Annotated in this window: 21 protein-coding genes; 8 read left to right on the top strand and 13 right to left on the bottom strand. The window is 38.2% G+C overall.

Going from position 1 to position 24,936, the window contains the following annotated elements; genetic code table 11:
* Positions 1–164: 164 nt before the first annotated feature.
* Together DHD80_RS16885 and kdsA are read right to left on the bottom strand one after the other, a co-directional pair.
* The gene (locus DHD80_RS16885) at positions 165–1,553 is read right to left on the bottom strand and encodes a mechanosensitive ion channel (protein ID WP_251742639.1); all 1,389 of its coding nucleotides are present in this window, start codon (positions 1,551–1,553) and stop codon (positions 165–167) included.
* Between the two features lie 526 nt (positions 1,554–2,079).
* Positions 2,080–2,898, bottom strand: a complete 819-nt coding sequence (gene kdsA / locus DHD80_RS16880) for a 3-deoxy-8-phosphooctulonate synthase (RefSeq protein WP_251742638.1) — start codon at positions 2,896–2,898, stop codon at positions 2,080–2,082.
* 254 nt (positions 2,899–3,152) lie between these two features.
* Between kdsA and typA the strand changes: the two genes are divergently transcribed.
* Both typA and DHD80_RS16870 read left to right on the top strand, forming a co-directional pair.
* Entirely contained in the window at positions 3,153–4,955 is a 1,803-nt protein-coding gene (gene typA, locus DHD80_RS16875) for a translational GTPase TypA (protein WP_251742637.1), read from the top strand.
* Positions 4,956–5,017: 62 nt separating this feature from the next.
* Positions 5,018–5,263, top strand: a complete 246-nt coding sequence (locus DHD80_RS16870) for a uroporphyrinogen decarboxylase (protein ID WP_251742636.1) — start codon at positions 5,018–5,020, stop codon at positions 5,261–5,263.
* A gap of 385 nt (positions 5,264–5,648) precedes the next feature.
* On the opposite strand, the gene DHD80_RS16865 is transcribed toward DHD80_RS16870, so the two are convergent.
* The 4 genes from DHD80_RS16865 to DHD80_RS16850 all read right to left on the bottom strand — a co-directional run bounded on the left by DHD80_RS16865 (position 5,649) and on the right by DHD80_RS16850 (position 7,776).
* Positions 5,649–5,831, bottom strand: a complete 183-nt coding sequence (locus DHD80_RS16865) for a hypothetical protein (protein ID WP_251742635.1) — start codon at positions 5,829–5,831, stop codon at positions 5,649–5,651.
* Positions 5,832–5,956: 125 nt separating this feature from the next.
* Positions 5,957–6,409: an RES family NAD+ phosphorylase gene (locus tag DHD80_RS16860; RefSeq protein ID WP_251742634.1), complete on the bottom strand. Its 453-nt coding sequence runs from the start codon at positions 6,407–6,409 to the stop codon at positions 5,957–5,959.
* A 3-nt stretch (positions 6,410–6,412) separates the two neighbouring features.
* Entirely contained in the window at positions 6,413–6,838 is a 426-nt protein-coding gene (locus DHD80_RS16855; protein WP_251742633.1) for an MbcA/ParS/Xre antitoxin family protein, read from the bottom strand.
* A 254-nt stretch (positions 6,839–7,092) separates the two neighbouring features.
* Positions 7,093–7,776: an ATP-binding cassette domain-containing protein gene (locus tag DHD80_RS16850; protein ID WP_251742632.1), complete on the bottom strand. Its 684-nt coding sequence runs from the start codon at positions 7,774–7,776 to the stop codon at positions 7,093–7,095.
* Between the two features lie 248 nt (positions 7,777–8,024).
* Between DHD80_RS16850 and DHD80_RS16845 the strand changes: the two genes are divergently transcribed.
* Positions 8,025–11,045, top strand: a complete 3,021-nt coding sequence (locus DHD80_RS16845) for a tetratricopeptide repeat protein (RefSeq protein ID WP_251742631.1) — start codon at positions 8,025–8,027, stop codon at positions 11,043–11,045.
* 28 nt (positions 11,046–11,073) lie between these two features.
* The gene (locus DHD80_RS16840) at positions 11,074–12,798 is read left to right on the top strand and encodes a TonB-dependent receptor (RefSeq protein WP_251742630.1); all 1,725 of its coding nucleotides are present in this window, start codon (positions 11,074–11,076) and stop codon (positions 12,796–12,798) included.
* A gap of 553 nt (positions 12,799–13,351) precedes the next feature.
* On the opposite strand, the gene DHD80_RS16835 is transcribed toward DHD80_RS16840, so the two are convergent.
* The 3 genes from DHD80_RS16835 to amrB all read right to left on the bottom strand — a co-directional run bounded on the left by DHD80_RS16835 (position 13,352) and on the right by amrB (position 16,787).
* Positions 13,352–13,966: a hypothetical protein gene (locus tag DHD80_RS16835; RefSeq protein WP_251742629.1), complete on the bottom strand. Its 615-nt coding sequence runs from the start codon at positions 13,964–13,966 to the stop codon at positions 13,352–13,354.
* A gap of 308 nt (positions 13,967–14,274) precedes the next feature.
* Complete coding sequence (locus DHD80_RS16830) at positions 14,275–15,588, bottom strand: amidohydrolase family protein (protein ID WP_251742628.1); 1,314 nt, start codon at positions 15,586–15,588, stop codon at positions 14,275–14,277.
* A gap of 149 nt (positions 15,589–15,737) precedes the next feature.
* Positions 15,738–16,787, bottom strand: coding sequence for an AmmeMemoRadiSam system protein B (gene amrB / locus DHD80_RS16825; RefSeq protein ID WP_251742627.1), 1,050 nt, complete (start codon positions 16,785–16,787; stop codon positions 15,738–15,740).
* A gap of 110 nt (positions 16,788–16,897) precedes the next feature.
* Here amrB and DHD80_RS16820 point away from each other — a divergent pair, with 110 nt between their 5' ends.
* From DHD80_RS16820 to DHD80_RS16810, 3 genes are all read left to right on the top strand, one after another.
* On the top strand, positions 16,898–18,529 hold the full coding sequence (locus tag DHD80_RS16820) for an amidohydrolase (RefSeq protein ID WP_251742626.1): 1,632 nt from the start codon (positions 16,898–16,900) through the stop codon (positions 18,527–18,529).
* A gap of 35 nt (positions 18,530–18,564) precedes the next feature.
* Positions 18,565–19,497 carry a peptidylprolyl isomerase gene (locus DHD80_RS16815; protein ID WP_251742625.1) on the top strand — a complete coding sequence of 311 codons (933 nt, stop codon included), beginning with the start codon at positions 18,565–18,567 and terminating at the stop codon, positions 19,495–19,497.
* Between the two features lie 64 nt (positions 19,498–19,561).
* Positions 19,562–20,104 (top strand): YfiT family bacillithiol transferase, encoded by a 543-nt coding sequence (locus tag DHD80_RS16810; RefSeq protein ID WP_251742624.1) that lies wholly within the window; start codon positions 19,562–19,564, stop codon positions 20,102–20,104.
* A 24-nt stretch (positions 20,105–20,128) separates the two neighbouring features.
* Here DHD80_RS16810 and DHD80_RS16805 read toward each other — a convergent pair whose 3' ends face one another.
* From DHD80_RS16805 to DHD80_RS16795, 3 genes are all read right to left on the bottom strand, one after another.
* The gene (locus DHD80_RS16805) at positions 20,129–20,449 is read right to left on the bottom strand and encodes a YciI-like protein (RefSeq protein WP_251742623.1); all 321 of its coding nucleotides are present in this window, start codon (positions 20,447–20,449) and stop codon (positions 20,129–20,131) included.
* A gap of 2 nt (positions 20,450–20,451) precedes the next feature.
* Positions 20,452–21,093, bottom strand: coding sequence for a peroxiredoxin (locus DHD80_RS16800; RefSeq protein WP_251742622.1), 642 nt, complete (start codon positions 21,091–21,093; stop codon positions 20,452–20,454).
* 286 nt (positions 21,094–21,379) lie between these two features.
* Positions 21,380–21,937 (bottom strand): thioredoxin family protein, encoded by a 558-nt coding sequence (locus tag DHD80_RS16795; RefSeq protein WP_251742621.1) that lies wholly within the window; start codon positions 21,935–21,937, stop codon positions 21,380–21,382.
* Between the two features lie 75 nt (positions 21,938–22,012).
* Here DHD80_RS16795 and DHD80_RS16790 point away from each other — a divergent pair, with 75 nt between their 5' ends.
* The gene (locus DHD80_RS16790) at positions 22,013–22,351 is read left to right on the top strand and encodes a tRNA-binding protein (RefSeq protein WP_251742620.1); all 339 of its coding nucleotides are present in this window, start codon (positions 22,013–22,015) and stop codon (positions 22,349–22,351) included.
* A gap of 1 nt (position 22,352) precedes the next feature.
* Here the strand turns inward: DHD80_RS16790 and DHD80_RS16785 are convergent, their stop codons facing one another.
* Positions 22,353–24,866 (bottom strand): M14 family metallopeptidase, encoded by a 2,514-nt coding sequence (locus tag DHD80_RS16785; RefSeq protein ID WP_251742619.1) that lies wholly within the window; start codon positions 24,864–24,866, stop codon positions 22,353–22,355.
* Positions 24,867–24,936: the final 70 nt, after the last annotated feature.

The following is a 24,936-nucleotide window of genomic DNA, read 5'->3' as shown; positions in this document are numbered from 1 at the left end:
AGCAAACAAACGATTGAGAATAGAATTACCTCTATTCAACAATCGCTTGTCTTTTAAATCCTCAAAATGTCTTGTCTGCATTTTTTTATCCTAAAGTAGAATAAAAAAAGATGTGTCCAGACGGTAGCAATATTTTGCGGGCTTTTATTTTTAGGACTACGATATTATAGATCTAGTCTGGGATCATTTGGATCTCTAGGATTGTTAGGATCACGTAAATCCCTATCCGGTCTATTGGGATTTGCAGGATCATTCACGTCCCTTCTGGGATTTGTGGGATCTTTTATATCCTTATAATCTGAAGTTGGTTTCATCTTAATGGTACTTCCGGAATTTGAATCCCCCGGCTTTTTTAAATTATCTGCACCATGTTTGATGTTAGAATCATCACTCTTAATCTTCTGAATGATTTCCTTGAAATGTTCTCCTGCAGCTTCTCTACCGCCAAGACCATAACTTAAGGCTACCGCTACGGCAATAGCTCCTAAAGTTAATCCGAAGGCTAACTGTACAATTTCATTGGCAATTCCCATTGTTTCCAAGGCGATTGCCAGGAATAAAGCTAAAGAAGCCCACCTGATAACCTTGGCGATAAAATTATTATCTCCGGTCTTGCTCATGCTGTTGTAAATAAGCAGACTTATATAATTACCAATGGCCAGAATAATGAGACCGAATAAGATTTGTCCCGTTAATTCTAAAATCTGGTCGAGTGTTTCGGTTAATTGCGTTAAACCAATAATTTCAACTGCAGTGATAACTCCAAAGAATACAAGGAAGAAATAGACAAGATTCGCGATGATCTTAGACAAAGACTGGTTGGCACCAATCATATTATGGATCTGGATTTTTTCAGCTGCCCGGTCTAATCCCATACTTTTGAAAAGATCTTCAAGGAAATCTGCCAAATATCTACCGCCCCAAATAAAAATGGCCAGGATAAGGCCGGCGATGATTATTTCTCCAATAAGTGCGGTAAAGTCTGCAAGTATATCATTTGCAGGGCCTGAAATTGCATCAAGTTCCAACGCATTAAAAGCCTGAATTAAAAACGGTACAAAAATGATGATAAAAACAACTTTTTTAAGGATATTAATAATCTTATCAGTGTCTTTAAACCCTGTTTTATCTACCATTCTATCTAAGAATGCACCTCCAATATTCACTAAATTAGCAACGAATTTAGCCAGAACATACCCAACAAAAGCGATTAGTACAGCTCCAATTAAATTTGGTATAAAGCCTAAGAACTCACTTACCATATTTTCCAGTGGGGTAAGTACCTGGTCTACACCTAAAATTTCCAGTACAATCAGGATCACAATGATCATGATGATGTAGTACACGATATTGGCTAAAAATACATTGGTATCTTTAACGTCTGACCTGCCAAAAACCCTTTCATCCCAGCGGGTTTTTTTAAGCAGTCTCACGATTAAGGCTTTAATGCCTTTAGCGATTAACCAACCTATTAAAAGCACTAAAAGCGCCCCTAATAAATCTGGAAGGAAATCGCTGATCCTGTCAGCAATATTTTCTAATTCGTCTCTCATAATTATTATTTGATTTAGTTAGTTTAATGGAATATACGTTTTTGACAACTCGATACTTTCCACATTAACAATAGTTTAAATATTGTAAGGGTTTACGGATAGTTTTTTAAGGAAATGTTATAAGAAAAGCCCTTTGTAGATGGCTTGAGAGAATTAATAAATAAATCTTATCCTTGAGGATCTTTCATCCTTATATCGAAAAAATCATTCCAATTTTATTACACAGTTTTTCAACTCATTTGACATTATTTTCTTTAAATTTTTCATTCTGAATATTTCAGTTGGAAATTTCCTGATTTTAACCAGCAACAAATCTGAAACTAATTTTATTATACTTGTCCGTTAAAGTACCTAATAGGCAAATCATGACTAAATTGTCACGTCGAGCATTTCGACTGCGCTCAATACAGGCTAAAGTCGAGACGTTTTTATTTGACCTTTCGACTGCGCAAAGTGACAAAAACTTATGTCTAGCTGTCTAAACGGATAAGCATATTTTATTTATGATTTTGGTTAGCGGTATTTTTTAAAATGTTTGAATTGTCTTGCGAATTGCGGTAAGATTGGTCAATAGTTTTTCGAGATACTGAAGGTCCAGCATATTCGCGCCATCACTTTTCGCGTGGGCAGGATCGAAATGAGTTTCAATAAAAAGTCCGTCCACATTATTCACGATTCCCGCACGTGCAATCGTTTCGATCATATCTGGCCTTCCTCCGGTAACACCACTGGATTGGTTAGGTTGCTGAAGCGAATGGGTGACATCCAGAACTGTAGTGGCAAATTTGCTCATTACGGGAATTCCTCGAAAATCTACAATAAGGTCCTGATACCCGAACATGCTGCCACGATCGGTGACCATTACTTTTTCGTTTTTGCAATCGGTTACTTTGGTCACGGCATGTTTCATGCTTTCCGGACTCATAAACTGACCTTTTTTAAGGTTAACTACTTTTCCGGTTTCTGCAGCAGCCACAACGAGGTCTGTCTGGCGTACTAAAAATGCGGGAATCTGAAGAATATCCACATATTCCGCCGCCATTTTTGCATCGTTGATTTCGTGAATATCTGTAACCGTGGGTATATCAAAGGTTTCAGAAACCTTGCGTAAGATTTTCAAAGCTTTCTCATCGCCAATTCCGGTAAAACTATCAATCCTACTGCGATTCGCTTTTTTAAATGAGCCTTTAAAAACATAAGGTATTTCCAGTTTACTGGTGATTTCCAACACTTTTTCGGCAATCCTCAGCGCCATTTCTTCTCCTTCAATAGCACATGGGCCGGAAAGTAAAAAGAAATTGTTGCTGCGAGTATGTTTTAGCTTCGGAATTGTATCAAGGTTCATTTCAGTCAATTTTCAACAAAGATAAATGAAATATGAGCTTTGGACAATTCAGGCATTAGCGATATGTTTTTTCTGAAATTAAAAGCCAAACTGAAAACTGGTAATTACCTGTGCCATTCTACCTCTTTCTAATTTTCTTTAAAGTTCATATAAATACGAAAAAGAGCTGATTAACAGCACTTTAAATAACTTTTAAAACAACGCTGAATTAGCGAAAAATAGACGTACATTTGCAGCCTTAAAAATAGGGCTACATGACTGCTATTAGAAATATTGCGATTATCGCACACGTAGACCACGGGAAAACTACCCTGGTAGACAAAATTATGCACCACTGTTCACTGTTTCGTGAGAACGAAGCTACTGGTGAACTGATCCTGGACAATAATGATTTAGAGAGGGAAAGAGGGATCACTATTACCTCTAAAAACGTTTCTGTTGTTTATAGGGACACAAAGATCAATATTATTGATACTCCTGGTCACGCCGATTTTGGTGGTGAAGTAGAGCGGGTATTGAATATGGCTGATGGGGTTCTACTTTTGGTAGATGCCTTTGAAGGACCTATGCCGCAAACGCGTTTTGTACTTCAAAAAGCGATTGATCTTGGATTAAAACCATGCGTGGTTATAAATAAAGTAGATAAGGAAAACTGTACTCCAGATGAAGTTCATGAAAAGGTCTTTGACCTTATGTTCGAACTTGGGGCAGAAGAATGGCAGCTGGATTTCCCAACCGTATATGGTTCGGCGAAAAACAACTGGATGAACGACGACTGGAGAAATGAGACTACTAATATCGAACCTTTATTGGACATGGTAATAGAACATATCCCTGCTCCTAAAGTAGATTTGGTAGGATCTCCTCAAATGCTCATCACTTCATTGGATTTCTCTTCATTTACCGGGAGGATCGCGATTGGTCGTCTACAAAGAGGAACTTTGAAAGAAAATCAACAGGTTTCTTTGGTGAAACGTGATGGTTCTATCAAAAAAACCAGAATTAAAGAACTTCATACGTTTGAAGGTTTAGGCCGAAGAAAAATTGATGAAGTTCAGGCAGGAGATATTTGTGCGATCGTTGGATTAGAAGGCTTTGAAATTGGCGATACAGTTGCCGATCTTGAAAATCCTGAAGGTTTAAAAACCATCGCCATTGATGAGCCAACGATGAGTATGCTTTTCACGATTAACGATTCCCCTTTCTTCGGAAAAGATGGAAAATTTGTGACTTCAAGGCATATCAAGGATCGCCTGATGAAGGAGCTTGAGAAAAACCTAGCCCTTCGAGTTGAAGAAACGGATAGTGCTGATAAATTCATGGTTTTTGGTCGTGGTGTACTGCATTTATCTGTATTGATAGAAACAATGAGAAGAGAAGGTTATGAGCTTCAAATTGGTCAGCCGCAGGTAATCATTAGAGAAATTGATGGCGTGAAATGCGAGCCGATTGAAGAGTTAACTATTGATCTTCCGGAAGATGTTTCAGGAAAAGCCGTAGAAATGGTTTCTCTGAGAAAAGGTGAAATGCTTAGCATGGAATCTAGAGGAAACCGTATGCATATTGAATTTATGATCCCTTCCAGAGGAATTATTGGTTTAAGAAATCAATTATTGACTGCAACTGCGGGTGAGGCCATTATGGCGCATCGCTTTAAAGAATACCAGCCGCTTAAAGGGGGAATTCCTGAAAGACAAAACGGTTCTTTGGTTTCGATGGAAAAAGGAAAAGCAATTCCTTATTCCATTGATAAGCTTCAGGATAGAGGACGATTCTTTGTAGCTCCGGGTGAAGATATTTATGAAGGACAGGTTATTGGTGAAAATTCACGTCAGGATGATATGGCGGTGAATATTACCAAAACCAAAAAGCTTTCTAACGTACGTTCTTCAGGAGCTGACGATAAAGCGAAAATTGTTCCTGCGATCAAATTTTCACTGGAAGAAGCACTGGAATATATTCAGAAAGACGAATATGTTGAAGTTACTCCCGCTTTTATTAGACTTAGAAAAGTATTGCTTACTGAAAACGAAAGAAAAAGAAGTAAAGCAATTTAAATATATAACACCGGAAAATAGCCTGCCTTCGGGCGGGCTTTTTTTTGCAATTTCACCAGATTATGACTGAATTTCTAGGAATCTCAATAACCGAATGGACAGGTTATCTGGCCTCTTTCTTTGTATTGCTTTCTTTTCTTATGCGGAATATCATCACCCTGCGGTATGTGAACAGCGTAGGTTGTTTATTCTTTGTCGCCTACGGAATTTTACTCGACTCCTGGCCAGTGATCATCACCAATGTGGCCATAGTATGTGTAAATTTTTACTATTTATTCCTGAATAAAAAATCTCCGGAAAAGGTTTAATAAAACGTCATCGCAAGGCACCTGAAAAAATTTTCTAGAGTAGGAAATTGACGTATTTTTTAGTATATCCAATAAGATGCTGAAACAAGTTCAGCATGACGGCAATTCTAAAAAACCTGCATCGTCATTCTGAACTGGTTTCAGGGTCTCTAATACATAACCAAATAAAAAAATGTCAATGGTAGCGAAGCGTGGCGATCTCGCAAGATTTTCGGAAGAAAACTTGATCAGGTAGAAGAAAATACTTTATTAACCTTCAAACCTTCAAACCTTCAAACCTTCAAACCTTCAAACCTTCAAACCTTCAAACTTCTCATTTAAATTGTCATCGCGAGCGAAGCGCGGCGATCTCAATGATGGATAATTCTTTCAATCGCAAGCAGGTTCATAATTCAGAATCCTGATTCTTATAAATAACTATAATCGTAGCAACGATGAGCGCAACAATGAGAAAACAAATGAGATAGAAAATCCAGTTGAAATTATCCGGATAAAACTTAAGAAGAACTCCAAATAATATCACCAGGGCGGCGGCAATCACAATAAAACCTGTTTTTTGAATATCCATACTTAATTTTCAATTCGTTTGGATGCTACCTGGCTTGATGCTCAGCTTTTGCAAAGTTCCAAACTTTGGAATAGTTAGTCCTAAATTTTATGTCTCTTATTTTTCTATTCATTATAATTTGCTCTTTAAAACAAACGTTCGTCCCAAAAGTAGGGCTCACTTCTTACCAATCTCACATTTCGGTTAAAGTGTGGGTGTCTCAAGTTGATAAGGTAATTATTTTCTTGTTGGATAATTACTGAAGGTACTTTTAAAATTAATGATCCCTGTTTTTCATACCAATTGGAACCAATATTTTGCAAATAAGAATAAGCTTCTATTTTTTTCCAGTTTTCAGGAAGGTCCTTAAGCCTGACTTCATCAATTAACTGATCCTCATCTGCAATTGAAATGATCATCATGCGATAATCCCTATGTAAATGGATGGAATTAAGGTGCACACAAAGCTCCAGACTCGAAAGCGATCGCGAGGTGCCGGCATAAATAACATGTTGGCCAATTTTGTTCCAACGGTTTGGCGCTCCGGAACTGGTTAATTTGGTGGAATGTTCCTTTCTAGCTATTCTAAAAACCTCCATTAATTAAACATTATCCCCGTATTCCATGGCGATAAGCCTATCTTCAACAAAACGTGCTCCCGTGATGGTATTTAAAAAATACAACGGAGATTTGCCATTGAAATAAAAGTTTTCTTTATCCAGCCACTCTGTAAAGGCTTCATAATTACCAAAAACTTTTTTTCCCTGTTCAAAAATGGAAGAAAGCACAAAAAATTTTTCCTTAAAATTGATGTTTAAATCTACCCCTGGCTTTTTATAGCTTCGGAAAGTTTTAACGTTCATATTGAACCAACCTGAAATGACTTCATCAGTAAAACCGGTAACTTTTTTAAATTTGTTTACCTCTTTCCAATTAATTTCTTTGGTCTCGATATAAGAGAGTACATCACTTTCAGAAACCCGGTTTTTAACATCTTCAAGCCGATATTTTGTTCCCTTTGTCTTCATTATTACTATGAATTTACTCTAAGGTAAGGTATTTTTACTCTTTATAAAAGGAATTTTTACCTTTTTTTGTAATGAGTTTGAAAGTTGAAAGTTGAAAGTTGAAAGTTGAAAAAAGGTAAGTGAAATGTAGAAAGTAATACTGGAATGTTAAAGAAAATCCCACAACAAACAATAACCGACCACAACGAAGAACGGTGAAATCAAAAAGCAGAAATTTTAAACTTTCAATTAAGAACTATGAACTCCGAACTATCTCACACCGTCTTCTGCACCACTTCAAATACGCGCTGCCCGTCACATTTTAAAGTTTTGGAAGGATATTTCAGCAGTAAAGCATAATCATGGGTAGCCATTAAAATCGTGTTCCCATTTTTGCTGATTTCCTGTAAGACTTCCATTACTTCTACGGAAGTTTGCGGATCTAAATTTCCGGTAGGTTCATCGGCCAGGATCAGTTCCGGATTATTTAGCAATGCCCGCGCGATGGCTACACGTTGCTGTTCGCCCCCCGACAGTTGGTAAGGATATTTGAAACCTTTTGTTTTCATGCCCACTTTATCCAAAACTTCATCGATCTTGCTATCCATTTTACTTTTATCTGTCCAACCCGTTGCTCTAAGAACGAAAAGCAAATTATCTTTTATATTCCTGTCCATCAATAATTTAAAATCCTGGAATACAACTCCTAGTTTCCTCCGAAGAAAAGGGATGTCTTTTTCTTTTAACATGCGCAGATTATAATCAACAATATGCCCTTCACCTTCTGTTAAAGGCAAATCGCCATACAACGTTTTCATAAAACTGCTTTTCCCGGTTCCGGTTTTTCCAATAAGATAAACAAAGTCACCTTTGTAAACCCTAACGTCTACTTCCGATAGGATAAGGCTTTCGCGTTGATAAATGGCAGCATTTTTGAGTTCCAGAACGATTTGAGACATGAAATTTTTCGTTTGATTTTTTATATTGAATGAAATTCTCCCAAAAATTTAATCGACAAGTTTTACTATTTATTGTGAACTACGACAGATCAATGTTTTTTTAAAATAGCCCATTATGGGTTTTCAAATATACATTTTTCAAAAGTGGAGCGAATACTTTTTTTCGCATTAACATAATTATAAAAACTTATCTGCGTTATACCATCAAGCTTTAAATTATCTTTGAAACACATAATAAAATACGCTAAATGACTATAAAGAGAGCTTTTTTGCTAGTTGCATTACTATCTTTCTCATTTTCTGCCTTTTGCCAGCAATCTGCTGCATATACCCACGAATTAGTTGATTTTAATCGCGCTTTAGAATTGTACAATAACGAGCAATATCTGGCCGCGCAAACGCTTTTCGATAAGGTAAAGGATGAGAACCACGACGAAAAAATAAAAGGTGATGCTGCCTATTACATCGCCAATGCCGCGGTACGACTTAACCAGCCCGGAGCCGATAAATTAATGGAGGATTTTGTGACCCGGTATCCCACGAGCACCAAAACCAATTCTGCTTATCTGGACGTAGCCGATTATTATTTTCAAACAGGAAAATATCCCCTGGCCAGAAGATGGTATGACAAAGTTGATGAAAAAGCAATGAGCCGAAAGGATAAAGAACGTTACTATTTCAATAATGGCTACGCCTATTTCAAATCAAACCAATTAGAACAGGCGCAGGATTATTTCAATAGGGTTCGGGATTCCCAGGAATATGGCGCTCAGGCAAAATATTATCTAGGATATATCGCGTATGAGGGCGACGATTATGAAGAAGCGAATGAATATTTTGAAGAAGTAAAGGAGAACGATCGTTATTCTGAAGATCTTTCATATTTCCAGGCAGATATGAACTTTAAACTGGGGAATTTCGAAAAAGCGATTGAGCAGGCAGAGTCACAGATGAATAAATCGAATGCGCAGGAAAAGTCCCAGCTTAATAAGATCATTGGGGAAAGTTATTTCAACCTTCAACAATATGATAAAGCCATTCCTTATTTGAAAGAATACAAAGGAATGCGCGGGAAATGGAACAATACAGATTATTACCAGTTAGGTTACGCCTATTATAAACAGGGAGCTTATGAAGAAGCTATAGCTGAATTCAATAAAATTATCGATGGCAAAAATGCCATCGCCCAAAATGCCTATTATCACCTGGCGCAGGCTTATTTAGAATCTGATCAAAAGCAGCAGGCATTGAATGCTTTTAAAAATGCCAGTGAGATGGAATTTGATGCAAAAATTCAGGAAGATGCATTGCTGAATTATGCCAAATTAAGCTATGAGATCGGGAATTCATTTGAAAGTCCGTCGCAGGTTTTAATCAACTATTTAAATAAATATCCCAATACGGCCAATAAAGCTGAAATGGAAACTTTGCTGATTGATTCTTTTATCACTTCCAAAAATTATGAGGAAGCGATGCGATTATTGGAGAACAATAAGAACTTCAGCGATAAAGCTGCATACCAAAAAGTAGCATATTACTACGGCCTTGGACTTTTTGAGGCGGGTGATTATTATGAGGCGATCAAAAATTTTGATAAAGCCTTAAAACAAAATGTAGATGCAACCATTAACGCAAAAGCCACCTTCTGGAAGGCAGAGAGCGAATACAACGTAAACCGAATTGATGATGCCATTAATGGATATCGTGAATTCAAGAATTTAAGCAGCGCACGATCGATGGAAGAATATGCCGATCTTGACTATAATATTGGCTATGCCTATTTTAAAAAGAATGACTATACACAGGCCGTAAATTATTTCAAATCGTATTCATCCAGTTCCAATGCTGAAGGTGCTAAAAAGAATGATGCGCTTTTAAGGCTTGGCGATACTTATTATGTGACCAGCCAGTACTGGCCGGCCATGGAAGCTTATCAGAATGCAATAAATAATGGCGTAAGCAATGCAGATTATGCTGCTTTTCAGAAAGCGATCAGCTACGGATTTGTAAATAGAAATGACACCAAAATTGAAGATCTTAATAGTTTTATGGGCAAATATCCGCGTTCACCATATCGTGATGATGCGATGTTTGAACTGGGGAATACCTATGTTGCTGCCAACAATACCGCGCAGGCAATTCAGTCTTATAATCGATTGATCCGTGATGTACCGGAAAGTGCACTGGTTCCAAAAGCCATGCTTAGACAGGGTCTTATTTATTATAACCAGAATGAAGGTAATAAAGCCCTGGAAAGACTTAGAAAAGTGGTTTCAGATTATCCAAATACTCCGGAAGCTAAACAGGCGGTATCTACTGCCCGTAATGTATATGTAGATTTGGGAAGAACCGATGAATATGCCAGCTGGGTGCGTAATATAGATTTCGTTGAAGTAAGCGATGCCGATCTTGATAATACCACCTACGAAGCTGCGGAAAATCAATATCAGGCAAATAATACTCAAAAGGCAATCGCCAATTTCGAAAGTTATATCAGGAGTTTTCCGAATGGAATTCATTCCATTAACGCAAATTTCTATTTAGCGCAACTTTATTACCGGGATGGAAAAGTAGATAAATCTATTCCGAATTTTAGATATGTGACCTCTAAGCCAAGAAATGAATTTACCGAGCAGGCTTTGGCGAGATTAGCACAGATCTATCTGGAAAAGAAAAATTATGCCGAAGCCCTTCCGTTATTGCAAAAATTGGAAACAGAAGCAGATAATCCTCAAAATATCGTATTCGCCCAGTCCAACCTCATGAAATCCTATTATGAAACCGGGAATTTCGCTCAGGCAAATGCCTATGCTGAAAAAGTATTGAATAATTCAGCTTCTGAAGAAGCAGCTAAAACAGATGCGAGGATCATGGTAGCCAGGGCCGCCATAAAATCTGGGAATGATAACAAAGCGAGGTCTGCATATAAAGAAGTTCAGAAAAAAGCGACCGGAGAATTGGCTGCGGAAGCACTTTATTATGATGCATTTTTTAAGAATAAGGATAGAAACTTTGAAGCTTCCAACGCTGCAGTGCAAATTCTTGCGAAGGATTATTCAGGATATAAAATATGGGGTGCCAAAGGTTTGGTTTTGATGGCCAAAAACTTCTACGGACTTAAAGATGCTTACCAGGCCAATTATATCCTTGAAAATGTGATTAAGAACTTCCCACAATTTCCAGAAGTGGTGAGCGAAGCGAAAGCGGAACTTGCCCGAATCAAAACCCAGGAAGCAAAAACAAATTCATCAGTTGAGACAAATAATTAAACTTAACCTAACAAAGATCCCTCATCATATGCGATTTAAAGCAATCAAGAAAAGCCTGATTTTTAGTCTCTTTATTTTTAGCGGTGTTTTGTATGCACAGGATCCACTGGGAAGTGAGACCGTGACCGTGATTAAACCCTATACACCTTCGGTTAGGGACGCAAATAAGATCAAGGAAGTTCCAAGTGAGAACGATTCGGTTATGCTTCAGAAGAAACCGGTCAAATATTCCATATTTTCGGTTCCGGTGGCGTCAACTTTCACCCCAACTAAGGGAAATGCGACCACTGTAGAGCGGGTTAGGCCGCCAAAGGTTTATAATAATTATGCGACGCTTGGCTTCGGAAATTATTCCAATGTCTTAGCTGAATTTTATTCGAATATTGAAATAGACCGTAGCAGCAATTTTGGAGTGTATCTGAACCATAATTCTTCCCAGGGAGGAATTGACGGGGTAAAACTGGACGATAAATTTTATGATACTGAATTGAACCTGAACTATACCACCAGAAATCGTGACCTGTCCTGGATTGCGGAAGTAGGAGGTGAGCATCAGCTTTTTAACTGGTATGGTTTGCCGGAAGAGAATAGGTTTACAGATTTGGAATTATCACGAATAGATCCACAGCAGAACTATTTTTCGGTGTATGTGGGCAGTGAAATCGAGTTGTATGATTCTTTCTTTGATAACGCTAAAGCAAAATTCCGTCATTCCGGAGATAGTTACAGCTCTTCAGAAAATCATTTTAATGCGGAAAGTCTAATCGAACTGGATATTGCAGATGAATTGATTTCAACCACGATTAAAGCAGATATCGTAAATGGTAGTTTTGATAAAGCCTATTTATCGAATATGGGCTATGATTATACCTTTATGAATTTCAGCATTACCCCAAGTCTGTTGATTTTACGTGATGATCTTAGTGTAAATCTGGGTGTGAATTTTACCTATGGCCTTGATGTGGAAGGAGATGACAATAGTTTCTATATTTATCCTGCGGTAACCGCAAGCTATAGCTTATTTGGCGATTACTTTACCGCTTATGCCGGCTTGGAGGGATCACTGCAACAAAACTCTTATTACAGCTTTTATCAGCAGAATCCTTATGTTTCACCAACTCTTATGATCACTCCCACAGATAATGAATATGAAGGATATCTTGGTGCAAAAGGAAAATTGAGCAACGCGGTCTCTTATAATTTCCGCGGAAAATATGCCTCTCAGTTTAACCGCGCCTTATTCCACAAGAATTACGATGCGAGCACTTTAGAAGATGAGCCTTACACCTTTGGAAATAGTTTTGAAGTAGTTTATGATGATCTAAAAACACTTTCCTTTTTTGCCGAATTGAATATTGATGTAAACCGAAATTTTAGACTTGGCATTAACGGAGAAGTATTTAGTTATAATACCGATGTGGAGCAGGAGGCCTGGAATTTACCCACGGCAAAAGCAAGCTTAAATGCCGATTATCAGATCAATGAAAAATGGTATACCGGAGCAAACCTTTTTTATGTAGGGGAAAGAAAGGATGAATATCGTGCAGTTAGCCTGAGCGATGCCCAACCTGAAATTATTACTTTAGATAGTTATTTAGATGCGAATGCACATGTAGGTTATCGTTTCAACAATCAACTTTCGGCATTTGTGAAGGGAAGTAATTTATTTAGCAATAATTACCAGAAATGGACCGATTTTGATGTTCAGGGAATTCAATTCCTGGCCGGCGCGACTTATAAATTTGATTTTTAGAACTCAATTATGGTGTCGTCATCGTGAGCGCAGCGCGGCGTCTCTGGTAGAAACTGCTTCGTTCACTCGCAGTGACGTTCTTATTTTGGTCATCCTGCGTAGTCGAGAATAATTTTTTCAGAAAACTGCCTTTTTTGTACCAACCATATTTCTTATTGTCATCGCGAGCGCAGCGTGGCGATCTCTTCCTTGTTTGTTCTTACATGAGATTGCTTCGGTCACTTTGTTGACATATTATTGATGTACTTTTATTTGGTTACGTATCAGGGACCCTGAAACCAGTTCAGGGTGACGATGCTGGTGTTTAGAATTGCCGTCATGCTTGTTTCAGCATCTTATACTAAAAAATACGTCAATTTCCTACGCTAGAAAATTTTTTCAGGTGTCTCGCAGTGACGTTCTTATTTTGGTCATTCTGAGCACAGTCGAAAATAATTTCCCAGAAAACTGTCTTTTGACACTTGCCTTATTATTATCGTCGTCGCGAGCGCAGCGTGGCGATCTTTTAAAGACTGCTTTTAGTAGTTTCCACATAAAAATTTTTAAGGCCTATTCATTTTTCTAAGAGTACTTTTATACTGTTAAAATAAATAGTGGTCGTACCTTCAAAGCCAGAATCGGTACCCGTAATGAGCCATAGCTCACCATTGGCATTGGTTTTTGCTAAAAAACTTTCAGAATTACCAACAATCTTTAATCTATATACTTCATCATCGCTATCGTTAGAAAAATTTCCAACAACGATCATGTTCGAACCGCCTTGGGACTGGTTTCCCTTATCTATATTCAGGTGATACAAATTTTCATTCCCAGCACTTACTACCGGTTCTACTCCCGCAGCACCTGCCTTAATATATACGCTTTCGCCCGGACTTCCACCTATACCGGAAAAACCTTGGGGTACGTTGCTGGCAAATTCAATTTCAAATTTTATATTATAAATTGTATTAGGATTTAGGCCGGTTACCTTTTTCTTTATAAACATGAAAAGATCGTCGCTATGGTTATTTCCCGATAAAATTATAGCGCCATCAGTTTCATCCAGTGGAGATGGCAAACTGGAATATGCGAATTCCAATTCATAAAAATCCTCCTCCCCAATAGGATAATCTGCAAAACCACCTGTCCAACCTTCTGCATCCACATCAAAATTATATATTAATTCCACTGATTCTAAATTTTGATCATCGTTAGAGTTACAGGAAAAAAGACCAATTAGTACTAAAAAATTAATCATATAAGCAGGGTATATAAAAAGCGGTTTCATAAAATTTTAAATAAAGGGTTCAACATAAATTTTATACTATTTACAGATGTAAAATTTTTCGAAGGTTGCGTAAAAAGGAAAAGTAAATTTTTAACCTAGGTTTAAATTTTTGATCAGTCTCTACGCCCTGGAAAAAATCTATACTTTTCAATTTTAAAACATGCTCATTGTTAACGCTTCACCCATTCCCTCTATTCAAAATAAGATTGTTAAAATAACCTTTCGTTCTTTAATGTTTTCAAGACCGTTCTCGTATTTCTAATGTTCTCCAACGGATTAGCCTCTAAAAAAATCAAATCTGCAACCTTGCCCTTTTCGATACTTCCGTAGAAATTTTCCAGGTCAAAAAATTTCGGTCCGTTAATCATGGAGGTTTTCAATGCCTGTTGCGGAGTGAGCCCGGCATTTACCAGTTCTTCCAGTTCAGCATGCAGGGATTCTCCCGGATAAATAAAGGAGTTAAATGCCCCACAATCTGATCCTGCTAAAATATTTACTCCGGCTTCCTGCATGGGCTTAATCATTTTAACGCCTAAACCTTCAACTTTTTCCCGCATCTCGCTTCCAGATTCCCTGGCGCGTTTGGCACCTTCAATTCTGCCTTTATAAGTCTCCTGAATTCCCTTTCCAATATGCTTCAGCGCTACATCTTGTGAATGATCTGTATCCAGAATATTTGCAAGCGTTTTCATGATATGTAATGTGGGGGTAATGCTTACTTTTTGATCACTCATGATATTGAAGACACTGTCTGCCAAATTCTCATCATAACTATCTACCAACTCATCCATGATCCCGTATCCCCGATCTAAATTTCCCAAACTATCAGCTAAAGGTGAACAGGCTTTTATAGGATAATACATATGCTCCGCGCCGTCCAATCCAAAATCTATTGCCTTTAAAAAATTTGCCGTGATAGGCATATGCCCGGTAGTTTTTAGTTTTCTTTTTTGAGCTTCCTGAATAATTCCATAGTAATTTTCAGGAGTAAGGCTGCCGTCATACATTTTTACATAATCCACATGCAGCTTTTCCAGGGAATCCAAAGCATTATTTATTTCCTGCTTGTTGGTCACTTTTATGGAGCCAGGCCACGCAGGACGTTTACCATCCAGTTTTGGTCCTGAAGTAAAGATCGTGGGTCCCGCAAGTCTTTTATTTGCAATCTGCTCTTTCCATTCCATGAGGCTCGGGGTTATATCGCCTCCGGCGTCACGCACGCTGGTAATTCCATAAGAAAGAAACATGGCCAGAAAATCCTTGTTTTCAGCGACCAGGGAATCACCGCCCCGAAAATGAACGTGATTGTCCCATAGTCCCGGCATCAGGAATTTATTTTCCGCATCAATGAGTTCGGTAGCGGAATACTCATCTTTACTTTCCATTTTACCAACCATTCGAATGGTATCAGAATTTATCCCGATAAACTGATTTTCTATAATTTGATTATTCTCCACATCAACAATTTTCGCATTGATTATTAAAACATCAAAATTCTCAATTTCCGTTTCGTTACACGACATAAGAAGCGCGATTGAAATTAACAGAAGTATTTTTTTCATATGTAGAAAATTATTGTTTTTTAATGGAATTCTTATAGCTCGGGAGCAATCCGCATATCTTCATCGGTGTTTGTATCGGATTCTCGTTATGTTTATTTCAAAAGTAATTTTTATTGGTAACCCATCCCTAAATAGGCCACCCAATGTGTTTGTTTTGCGGGGGCGGTAACGCCCATTCCAAGATCTTCCACCTGGATATGCTTGTTTTTTATGCTGGAACGATAATCGATAAATTCTCCGGTAAGGTCCTTTCCATTCAGGATTTTATTAAGGTCATTGGCGAGTAGCAATCCAAAAGGAACTGAATATCTGCCGCACCAGGTCCATTTATACGCTTTATAATCATCGGCTTCAACAGTATATTCATTGAAAATTTTAATCTTATCATTCGATAATTTTCCTCTCAGGCTTTCATCGATTATCTGTAAATCTTTTTGATGTGCTTTTTCATTCCCTATAGAATCGGTTCCAAAAGGAGCGAGATTTGAACCTCCCCAATCTTCACTGCCGTAGTGTATAGCATCATTGGAAATCACCACCGCTATATCTTCTCCATATTTCAGATGCTGTTCTTTTATTATTTCTGAAAATTCCTCGGCAAGTTCCGCCGCTAAAGCTTTCATATCTTCAAATTTCATATAGGGAATAAGCAAGGGCACAATTTCAGTCTCTGGATTTTGATGCTGAAGAAAAGGAAGGATCGCTTCCAATGAATGTTCCAGTTGCATCATGCTGTCATGAACCACATAACTTTCCTTTTTCAATTTTGAAATGATCTCGTTTCTTAAGGCTGAAACTTTTAACTTGCCATACGGCCCTTCCCAGCTATCAAACGAACCAAAAATAATTTTATCTGCCAGCTCAAAATTTCTTGCCCGGTGCGCCACTCCAACTAAAATAATCTTATCTGCCTTAATTCCGGATAGGGTTTTAGCATAAAGTCCGCCCGCGTATTTATAGTCATCATGCGGATTGATTACCGCCTTAGAAATTCTTTCATTTTCAATTTTATCGATGGAATCAATTCGGGCAAAAATGCTATCCATTTGCCAGTCGTGTTTGGCAAAACCTATGGAATCGTGAAAATGTCTCACCTTTTCCTGACTTAACAGAGATTTGCCCATAAAAGGAATAAGAAAGATTAAAATATATTTTTTCATGAAGTGTTCAGGAATTTAAAAAGAAAATAGTGTTTCAATTTAAGCTGAAATCTTCAGGCATTGCCCATTAATTCCCAGCTTTCTTTATTTTTAGGCAAAATATAAAACACATGCGTAAAATTCTAAGTCTTAGTTTGCTTTTTCTAATGATCCTTTCCTGTGGTTCCAATAAGGAAAAAGCTGATCTTTTAGTCTTTAATGCAAAAGTGTATACCGTGAACGATTCTTTTGACACTGCTGAAGCTTTTGCGGTAAAAGACGGAAAATTTTTGAAAATTTCAAATGTTGAAGATCTAAGGAACAAATATGATTTCGCAAAGGAAGTTGATGCTAAAGGGAAACCGGTTTTCCCCGGTTTAATCGATGCGCATGCGCACTTTTATACCCTGGGAATGCAGCAACAACGTGTAGATCTTACGGGAACAAAAAGTTTTGCTGAGGTAGTTGCGAAAATTGTAGAATTTCAGCAGGAGAAAAATGTAGATTTTATCCTGGGTCGCGGCTGGGATCAAAATGATTGGGAAGTAAAGGAATTTCCAACTAAAGATACCCTGGATCATTTATTTCCAGATACGCCGGTGGCCATTACCCGCATCGATGGCCACGCTTTATTAGCCAATCAGGCGGCATTGGATATAGCAAAAATTACTACGGAAACTTCTTTTGAAGGTGGTGATATTGAACAAAAAGAGGGCAGGCTTACAGGTATTTTAATAGATAACCCCATGGAACTGATTGGGAATGTTGCGGGAAAACCCGGGAAGCAAACCCAAACAGAAGCTTTGCGCACTGCGGAAGCGATTTGCGTGAGTTATGGTTTAACCACCGTAGACGATGCAGGATTAGACAGGGAGGTTTTAGAATTGATCGATGAGCTTCAGAAAAGTGATAGTTTGAAAATACGGATTTACGGAATGATAAGTAATACTAAAGATAATCTCGATTATTATCTGGAAAAAGGTGCTTATAAAACTGATAAACTCAATATCAGATCAGTTAAATTTTATGGTGATGGGGCTTTAGGCTCACGAGGAGCTGCTTTAAAGGAATCATATTCAGATCGTGCTCATCATTTTGGTGCAATGCTTTCTCCAATTTCAGAATTAAAGCAAACAGCAGCAAGAATCGCAAAAACCGATTTTCAGATGAATACCCATGCGATTGGTGATTCCGCGAATTATGTGGTTTTAAAGACCTACGATTCACTTCTTGCAGGTACTAATAACCGGAGATGGAGGGTTGAACACTCACAGGTGATCGATTCCGCCGACTTTCATTTTTTCAGCAAAAATATTATTCCGTCCGTGCAACCAACCCATGCAACCAGTGATATGTATTGGGCCGAAGACAGGTTGGGAGCAGAGCGCGTGAAGGGTGCCTATGCTTTCAAAACATTATTGGATCAGGCCGGAATTGTTGCTTTGGGAACCGATTTTCCCGTGGAGCAGGTAAATCCGTTTTTGACCTTTTACGCTGCCGTGGCAAGACAGGATACCGAGAATTATCCTGAAGGTGGTTTTTTACCGGAACAAAAATTAAATAGGGAAGAAACTTTAAAAGGAATGACTATCTGGGCGGCTTATGCCAATTTTGAAGAAAAGGAGAAAGGAAGTATTGAGCCGGGAAAATTTGCCGATTTTATTATTCTGGATCGGGATTTAATGGAAACAGATCTAAAAAGCATTCCTGAAACCAAAGTTATCTCCACTTTTATAAATGGTGAATTGGTTTATGAGAATTAACTTGGGTATCTTTGGACTTCAAAAAAAATAAAGAAATGAACGACGGATTATATGCCAAATTCCATACTTCTAAAGGAGCGATCCTGGTACAATTGGAATTTGAAAAAACACCCGGAACAGTAGGAAATTTTGTAGGCCTCGCTGAAGGTGAAATTGAAAATGAAGCTAAAAAACCTGGAGAACCTTATTACGATAATTTAAAATTTCACCGGGTAATTCCAGATTTTATGGTGCAGGGTGGAGATCCTCAGGGAACGGGCGCCGGTGGACCGGGTTATAAATTTGATGACGAGATTCATTCAGAATTGAAACATGATGCTCCGGGAAAACTTTCTATGGCGAATGCGGGACCTGGTACAAATGGAAGCCAGTTTTTTATTACCCACGTGGCGACTCCATGGTTAGACGGGAAACATACTGTTTTTGGTCATGTTGTGGAAGGACAGGATGTTGTGGATAGTATTGAACAGGGTGATAAAATTGAAAAGCTGGAAATTATCCGTCAGGGTACTTTAGCTGAAAATTTTGATGCACCCGCTGCTTTTAGAAATTTCAAAGAAGAAAAATTGAAGAGAGAAAAGCAATCTAAAAATGAAGCAGACTCTGCCATTGAAGAACTTGCTGCCGGATTTGACAAAACTGAAAGCGGACTTCGATATAAGATCATTCAAAAAGGGACGGGTAAACCTGCTGAAAAAGGGAAGAACGTTTCCGTACATTATAAAGGACAGTTGGCTGATGGTACCGTTTTCGATTCTTCATATAAAAGAAGTAAACCAATTGATTTTCCTCTTGGCGCCGGTCATGTGATTGCAGGTTGGGATGAAGGAATCCAATATTTGAGCGAAGGCGATAAAGCCCGTTTCGTGATCCCTTCCCATCTTGGATATGGTTCTCAGGGCGCTGGGGGTGTGATTCCACCAGACGCTGTGCTTATTTTTGATGTAGAATTGATGAAAGTAGGATAAAATTTTAAGTGTATTTTCTTGAAAAACCCGTTGAACAATCAGTGGGTTTTTTTTATCTTTAAATATGACTGCAGCGCAATTAGAACTTTTAAAATATCCTATCGGAAAATTTAGCTTACCTGAACGAATATCAGCAGAGACCCGGCTGGAATGGATTCAGAATTTAAAAGAATTACCGGCAACTTTAAGAAGTTTAACTGAGGATCTTTCAGATGGACAGCTGGATACAAAATATCGTCCAGAAGGCTGGACGGTGAGACAACTGGTGCATCATATTGCCGATAGCCATACACATGCTGTGATGAGGTTCAAATGGGCTTTAACTGAAGATCATCCCACTATTAAAACTTATAATGAAAAACTTTATGCGGAATTGCCGGATAGTAATTTCTCACCTATTGAACCCTCCTTAAAACAACTGGATGGCCTGCACGAAAGATTAATTTTTTTACTCAATCATCTCGAAGAAGCTGATTTTAGTAGATCCTTTCTTCATCCGGACTCCGGGGCAAATGTTAGTGTTTTAAAAATGTGCGGTTTGTATAGCTGGCACGGGCGGCACCATTGTGCGCATATCGAACATCTTGGAAAAAGAAAAGACTGGTAAAAACCAGTCTTTCATTTATTAAATTTAATTTATAAAATTCCCCGAGGGCTCAGCCTCGGGGTTTTCGTTTCCTATCACCACTGTCCAATCCCTAAGCTCCCAGTTTTTGACCAATCCATTTTTTACATATGGGTCGTTTTTGGCAAATTCCTTTGGAATCTCAGCATTTTCAGCTTTAAAGATCAAAGCCGCTCCATCTGCAGGATTTGCAAAAGCTCCTGCCATGATCAAATTGCCATTTTTTCTGGCTGTATTGGCAAGTTTTAAATGTTCCTCACGATATTGGCCACGCTTTTCTAAATAATCATTAACTGTTTCGTAAAAAAGAATATAGTAGGGCAACATTTCTATTTTTTATCCGGTTGCGGAGTCATTCGTAAATACGGTTTTACCGTTTTATAGCCTTTTGGGAACATTTTATCTGCATCTTCATTCGATACACTGGGGCTAATCACCACATCATCGCCCTGTTTCCAGTTCGCCGGGGTAGCTACTTTTTGATATGCCGTTAATTGTAAGGAATCTATCACCCGAATCAATTCTTCAAAATTCCTTCCGGTAGAAGCAGGATAGGTGATCATTAACTTAATAGTTTTGTCTGGTCCAATCACATATACAGATCTTACGGTTAAGGTATCATCGGCTTTTGGGTGGATCATTCCATAAAGATTGGAGATTTTACGGTCTTCATCTGCTATAATTGGAAAATTCACCTCGGTATCCTGAGTTTCATTAATATCATTAATCCAGCCTTTATGGGACTCAACACCATCAACACTTAAGGCCATTACCTTTACGTTTCTTTCCGCAAACTTGTCTTTATATTTTGCAACCGTACCCAATTCTGTAGTACAAACCGGGGTGTAATCTGCCGGGTGCGAAAATAGGATCCCCCAGCTCTCACCTAAATAATCATAAAAATTAATTTTCCCTTCTGAAGTTTCTGCATCAAAATTTGGTGCTTTATCTCCTAATTTTAATTCACTCATAACTTTATATTTTCAATTTATAATCCTATTAATTCTATAGGACATTAAAATTAAAAAATATTAGTTTGAAAAGTTATAAGGTTAGGTTAATAAATTAAAATTGTTTGGCAGAAGAGTAGAAAACAAGCATTGACTACGAAGTAAGCAGATTTCAAATTACTTCGTTGTAAATCGTAATTGCAGCGGGCGCGAAGTTAGGATACTACACTCAGCGATATTTTGATTTCTCCCTCTCCTGTTAGGAGAGGGTCGTGGAGAGGGGGAAGGAATAAAATTTTATGAAATTTTATTCCTTCCACTTAATATTGCAACCTATACTTGGCTTTTGTTTTGCAGAAACTGGCCGGTTATTTAATAATGCATCCATAGCTTCCCTAAGATCCCTGCCCGATGGATGGATGCCATTCCCGGGCCTGCTATCATCTAATTGGCCACGATACACCAGTTTTAATTCTGAATCAAATAGGAAAAAATCCGGAGTACAGGCGGCATCGTAAGCCTTGGCAATTTTCTGGGTTCCGTCAAATAAATAGGGAAAAGAAAATTGATTTTTATTCGCATTTTCACGCATTTTCTCGGGGCTATCATCAGGATAATTCTCCACATCATTGCTCATAATTGCCGCAAAACCAAAACCTAAAGGCCGGTAATCATTGGCGAGTTTTACAATTTCCTCATTAACCAGTTTTACAAAAGGGCAGTGGTTGCAAATAAACATAATCAGGGTGCCTCGTTCTCCTTTTACATCTTGAAGTGTAGTGAGATGTGTGGTTCGAACATCCATTAGATTAAAATCTGGGGCGGGGGTATTTAGGGCCATCATATTGGAAGGAGTGCGAGCCATGGTTTTTTCTTTAAAATTAACTAATTCTTACCGAAATTATAAATTGGGATTGCCTAATTTGAAAACAAAAAAGAAATGGCTGAAATTAACTGGGAAGATTTTGAAAAAGTTGAAATTAGGGTAGGGACAATTGTTAAAGCGGAAAATTTTCCCGAAGCTAAACATCCGGCTTATAAACTTACCATTGATTTTGGGAAAGAAATCGGGCAAAGAAAATCTTCTGCTCAAATTACCAGAAGGTACACTTCAGAAGAACTTGCCGGAAGACAAATCGTGGCGGTGCTAAATTTCCCTGAAAAACAGATCGCAAATTTTATGAGCCAGTGCCTGGTACTCGGCGCGGTTGGCGATAATAATGATGTGGTTTTATTATCTACAGATCAAAGAGTGGAAAATGGTTTAAGAATTGGATAACCTACATCTCTTTTCCGAAGAAAATAGCATTCATCAATAGCTTGTTTGTTCCAAACCAGAAAGCCCTAAAATTTGTATTGTCGGTAAATAGGATCACTTTCCCGTGCCCCAGGCCCTCTACTTTGAAGGGAACGGTTTCTGCAATAGAATCCAGGTTTGGCTTGCTTATATAGCCGCTTAATAATGGATTTTTAGTGTATTGGATAGGATTGTTATAACTCTGCTTATCTGGCTTGATAAAAATAGTTGTGTTTCTAAATAAGGCAATTTTGTCATCCTTATATCCAAAAGCAATAGGATGACTTCGGTCTATATGTGCTTCGAAAATCGCCCCGCCAATTCCCTGCGCCCCGCGAAAATCACCGGCTTCTTCAAAAGAAATTTCCTTTGCTTCTAATTTATTTTCTTTGGTTTCAAATGTTATAAATTTATTTTCATTAAGCCAGTTCACGGTATTTCTATAAGCAATTAAAGTCCCGCCATTCTTCACCCAGTCTTCCAGTTTTTTAGCATCAGCATCTTCCAGGCCTTTCCAGGTATTTGGGATAATAATATCAGTGTATTTAGAAAGATCAAATTTTGAAAAATTGTTTACATCCAGTTTGGTGATGTTCATTTGATAACGCTGATCGAATAAATGCCAAATCTCGCCGGCATCATAGGACGTTATAGAGCCACCCACAAGTACAGCCACTTTTGGCTTATCGATATTTTTGAACTGCCTGCTCCCCAGATTAATTCCGTGGGTCATTCCGGTTTTTATTCCCACAATCTCTACATGGCTATTTTTTGAGACTTCAGTTAAGAATTGATGGATTTCATCTGAATTCATTTCCTGATTTTTTGCTGGGATCATGATCGTTCCATAATCGAAATTTTTACTTCCTAAACTAAATTCTTTCATGGCAACGCGTGCACGAATATCTTTTTGCAGAATTTGATTAAGTGCTTTTGGAGCGTAGTAATTATTCCAATCTAGCAGGTAGGCATAATTACTTTTTTCCGGTGCAGAAAAACCGGGCATTTGTAATACTTCAATTTCACTTCCTGCCCTGTTCATAGAAACATCTTCAGAGTAATCTAAATCAAAAGCCAGGGGAAATGTCCATGCAGAAATATCATAGAACAGACTGTCCTCAAAAGTGGTCCTTGTTTCGAACATCGCTTCCAGCAGTCGATGTTGCCTTTGGTCTTTTGGCACGACATAGGCGTAACCTTTTCTATAGACCTTATCATCTTCAATAAAATCCTGCGCTACTTCATGAATTTCTATCTGATGTTTTTTTAGGATTTTAGCTAAATGATAAGTACTTAATGCATCTTTAGAATTGCCAAAAACATAAGCACCACTTTTTGCTGAATTCCTGGCGTTCTTATAAAAATCACGTTGATAATTCAACAATTTCTCCCGCATATTTTCAGCTGCTTTCAAGGTGGAAAGTGCTGCGGTAAATTGATTACGAATGGTGAAGGGAAAGGTGAGTATTCCATTTTCAGTCTCTTTAGCATGGCCGCGACTGCTTCCCTGTTCAAAAAGGATTCCTATGCTTCCATTCACATCTGGGAATGTTGAACCTTTGCCGTAGTAAAAATCATCGTAATCCTCCTCGGTATAATACATGGATCCAATTTCATCCAGAGCTGTCGCATGATAAGTGCCAATTTCTTTGGTGAGATCCTGGTTTATTGGTGGCGTTAGCGGATGTGTTCTCGACGGTATTCCCGGTTGGAAGAAAAAAGAAGAATTTGATCCCATCTCGTGATGATCTGTCAGGATATTGGGATACCACTCATGAAATGTTTTTATGCGAACCTGTGATTCAGGCAACTGTACCGGCAACCAGTCCCGGTTCATATCGAACCAGTAATGATTGGTTCTCCCACCGGGCCAAACTTCATCAAATTCCCTGTCCTGGGGATCTGTATTTAAATTGATACTTCTATTGGTATTTGCCCAATAGGCAAACCTTTGTAACCCGTCTGGATTAAACGAGGGATCGAGCAGAATGATCACATCTTTCAGGGTTTTTTCAATTGCTGCTCCTTCAGCTGCAGCCAGATAATAGGCATAAATCAAAGCGGCATTGGAGCCGCTGGGTTCATTTCCATGAATGGAAAATCCCTGGTTAATAACTGCAGGCATTGTAGAAGTATTCAAAACTTCGGAATTTTTCGAAATGAGCTTTACATGTTCTTCTCTAATTTTATCAATATTTTTCAGGTTTTCTTCTGAAGAAATAATCAGCAATGCTAAAGACCTGCCTTCATAAGTAAAACCCCTTTCCTGTAAATTTATTCTCGGGGAAACTTCAGCAAGTTTCGTCATATATGTGATCAACCTGTCGTGGCTTACATGCCATTCACCGGGCACAAACCCAATGATTTCTTCGGGAGTGGGGATTGTAAGATTATAAGAAATATCCTGGGGCAGATAATAGTGCATTTGAAGACTATCCTTTTGGGCTTGCAGGTTTAAAAAACTGAACACTAACAGAATTCCGAATATTGATCTCATGTAAAATAATTTAAAGCTATAATATAAAAAAACCGTCCTGATTTAGGACGGTTTTTTCAATTAGTCTATA

Source organism: Gramella sp. AN32 (genome assembly GCF_023718305.1).
Lineage (GTDB): Bacteria > Bacteroidota > Bacteroidia > Flavobacteriales > Flavobacteriaceae > Christiangramia > Christiangramia antarctica.
The sequence above is the reverse complement of the archived record's forward strand: the minus strand, read 5'-3'. Positions and strand labels throughout refer to the sequence as shown.

Bases quoted from the DNA above. Each gene is read 5' to 3' on its own strand.
- DHD80_RS16885 (WP_251742639.1), bottom strand. From the start codon at position 1,553: ATGAGAGACGAATTAGAAAATATTGCTGACAGGATCAGCGATTTCCTT.
- DHD80_RS16790 (WP_251742620.1), top strand. From the start codon at position 22,013: ATGGCTGAAATTAACTGGGAAGATTTTGAAAAAGTTGAAATTAGGGTA.
- DHD80_RS16830 (WP_251742628.1), bottom strand. From the start codon at position 15,588: ATGTCGTGTAACGAAACGGAAATTGAGAATTTTGATGTTTTAATAATC.
- DHD80_RS16795 (WP_251742621.1), bottom strand. From the start codon at position 21,937: ATGGCTCGCACTCCTTCCAATATGATGGCCCTAAATACCCCCGCCCCA.
- DHD80_RS16865 (WP_251742635.1), bottom strand. From the start codon at position 5,831: ATGGATATTCAAAAAACAGGTTTTATTGTGATTGCCGCCGCCCTGGTG.
- DHD80_RS16820 (WP_251742626.1), top strand. From the start codon at position 16,898: ATGCGTAAAATTCTAAGTCTTAGTTTGCTTTTTCTAATGATCCTTTCC.
- DHD80_RS16785 (WP_251742619.1), bottom strand. From the start codon at position 24,866: ATGAGATCAATATTCGGAATTCTGTTAGTGTTCAGTTTTTTAAACCTG.
- typA (WP_251742637.1), top strand. From the start codon at position 3,153: ATGACTGCTATTAGAAATATTGCGATTATCGCACACGTAGACCACGGG.
- DHD80_RS16850 (WP_251742632.1), bottom strand. From the start codon at position 7,776: ATGTCTCAAATCGTTCTGGAACTCAAAAATGCTGCCATTTATCAACGC.
- DHD80_RS16855 (WP_251742633.1), bottom strand. From the start codon at position 6,838: ATGAAGACAAAGGGAACAAAATATCGGCTTGAAGATGTTAAAAACCGG.
- DHD80_RS16845 (WP_251742631.1), top strand. From the start codon at position 8,025: ATGACTATAAAGAGAGCTTTTTTGCTAGTTGCATTACTATCTTTCTCA.
- DHD80_RS16840 (WP_251742630.1), top strand. From the start codon at position 11,074: ATGCGATTTAAAGCAATCAAGAAAAGCCTGATTTTTAGTCTCTTTATT.
- kdsA (WP_251742638.1), bottom strand. From the start codon at position 2,898: ATGAACCTTGATACAATTCCGAAGCTAAAACATACTCGCAGCAACAAT.
- DHD80_RS16805 (WP_251742623.1), bottom strand. From the start codon at position 20,449: ATGTTGCCCTACTATATTCTTTTTTACGAAACAGTTAATGATTATTTA.
- DHD80_RS16815 (WP_251742625.1), top strand. From the start codon at position 18,565: ATGAACGACGGATTATATGCCAAATTCCATACTTCTAAAGGAGCGATC.
- amrB (WP_251742627.1), bottom strand. From the start codon at position 16,787: ATGAAAAAATATATTTTAATCTTTCTTATTCCTTTTATGGGCAAATCT.
- DHD80_RS16810 (WP_251742624.1), top strand. From the start codon at position 19,562: ATGACTGCAGCGCAATTAGAACTTTTAAAATATCCTATCGGAAAATTT.
- DHD80_RS16860 (WP_251742634.1), bottom strand. From the start codon at position 6,409: ATGGAGGTTTTTAGAATAGCTAGAAAGGAACATTCCACCAAATTAACC.
- DHD80_RS16870 (WP_251742636.1), top strand. From the start codon at position 5,018: ATGACTGAATTTCTAGGAATCTCAATAACCGAATGGACAGGTTATCTG.
- DHD80_RS16800 (WP_251742622.1), bottom strand. From the start codon at position 21,093: ATGAGTGAATTAAAATTAGGAGATAAAGCACCAAATTTTGATGCAGAA.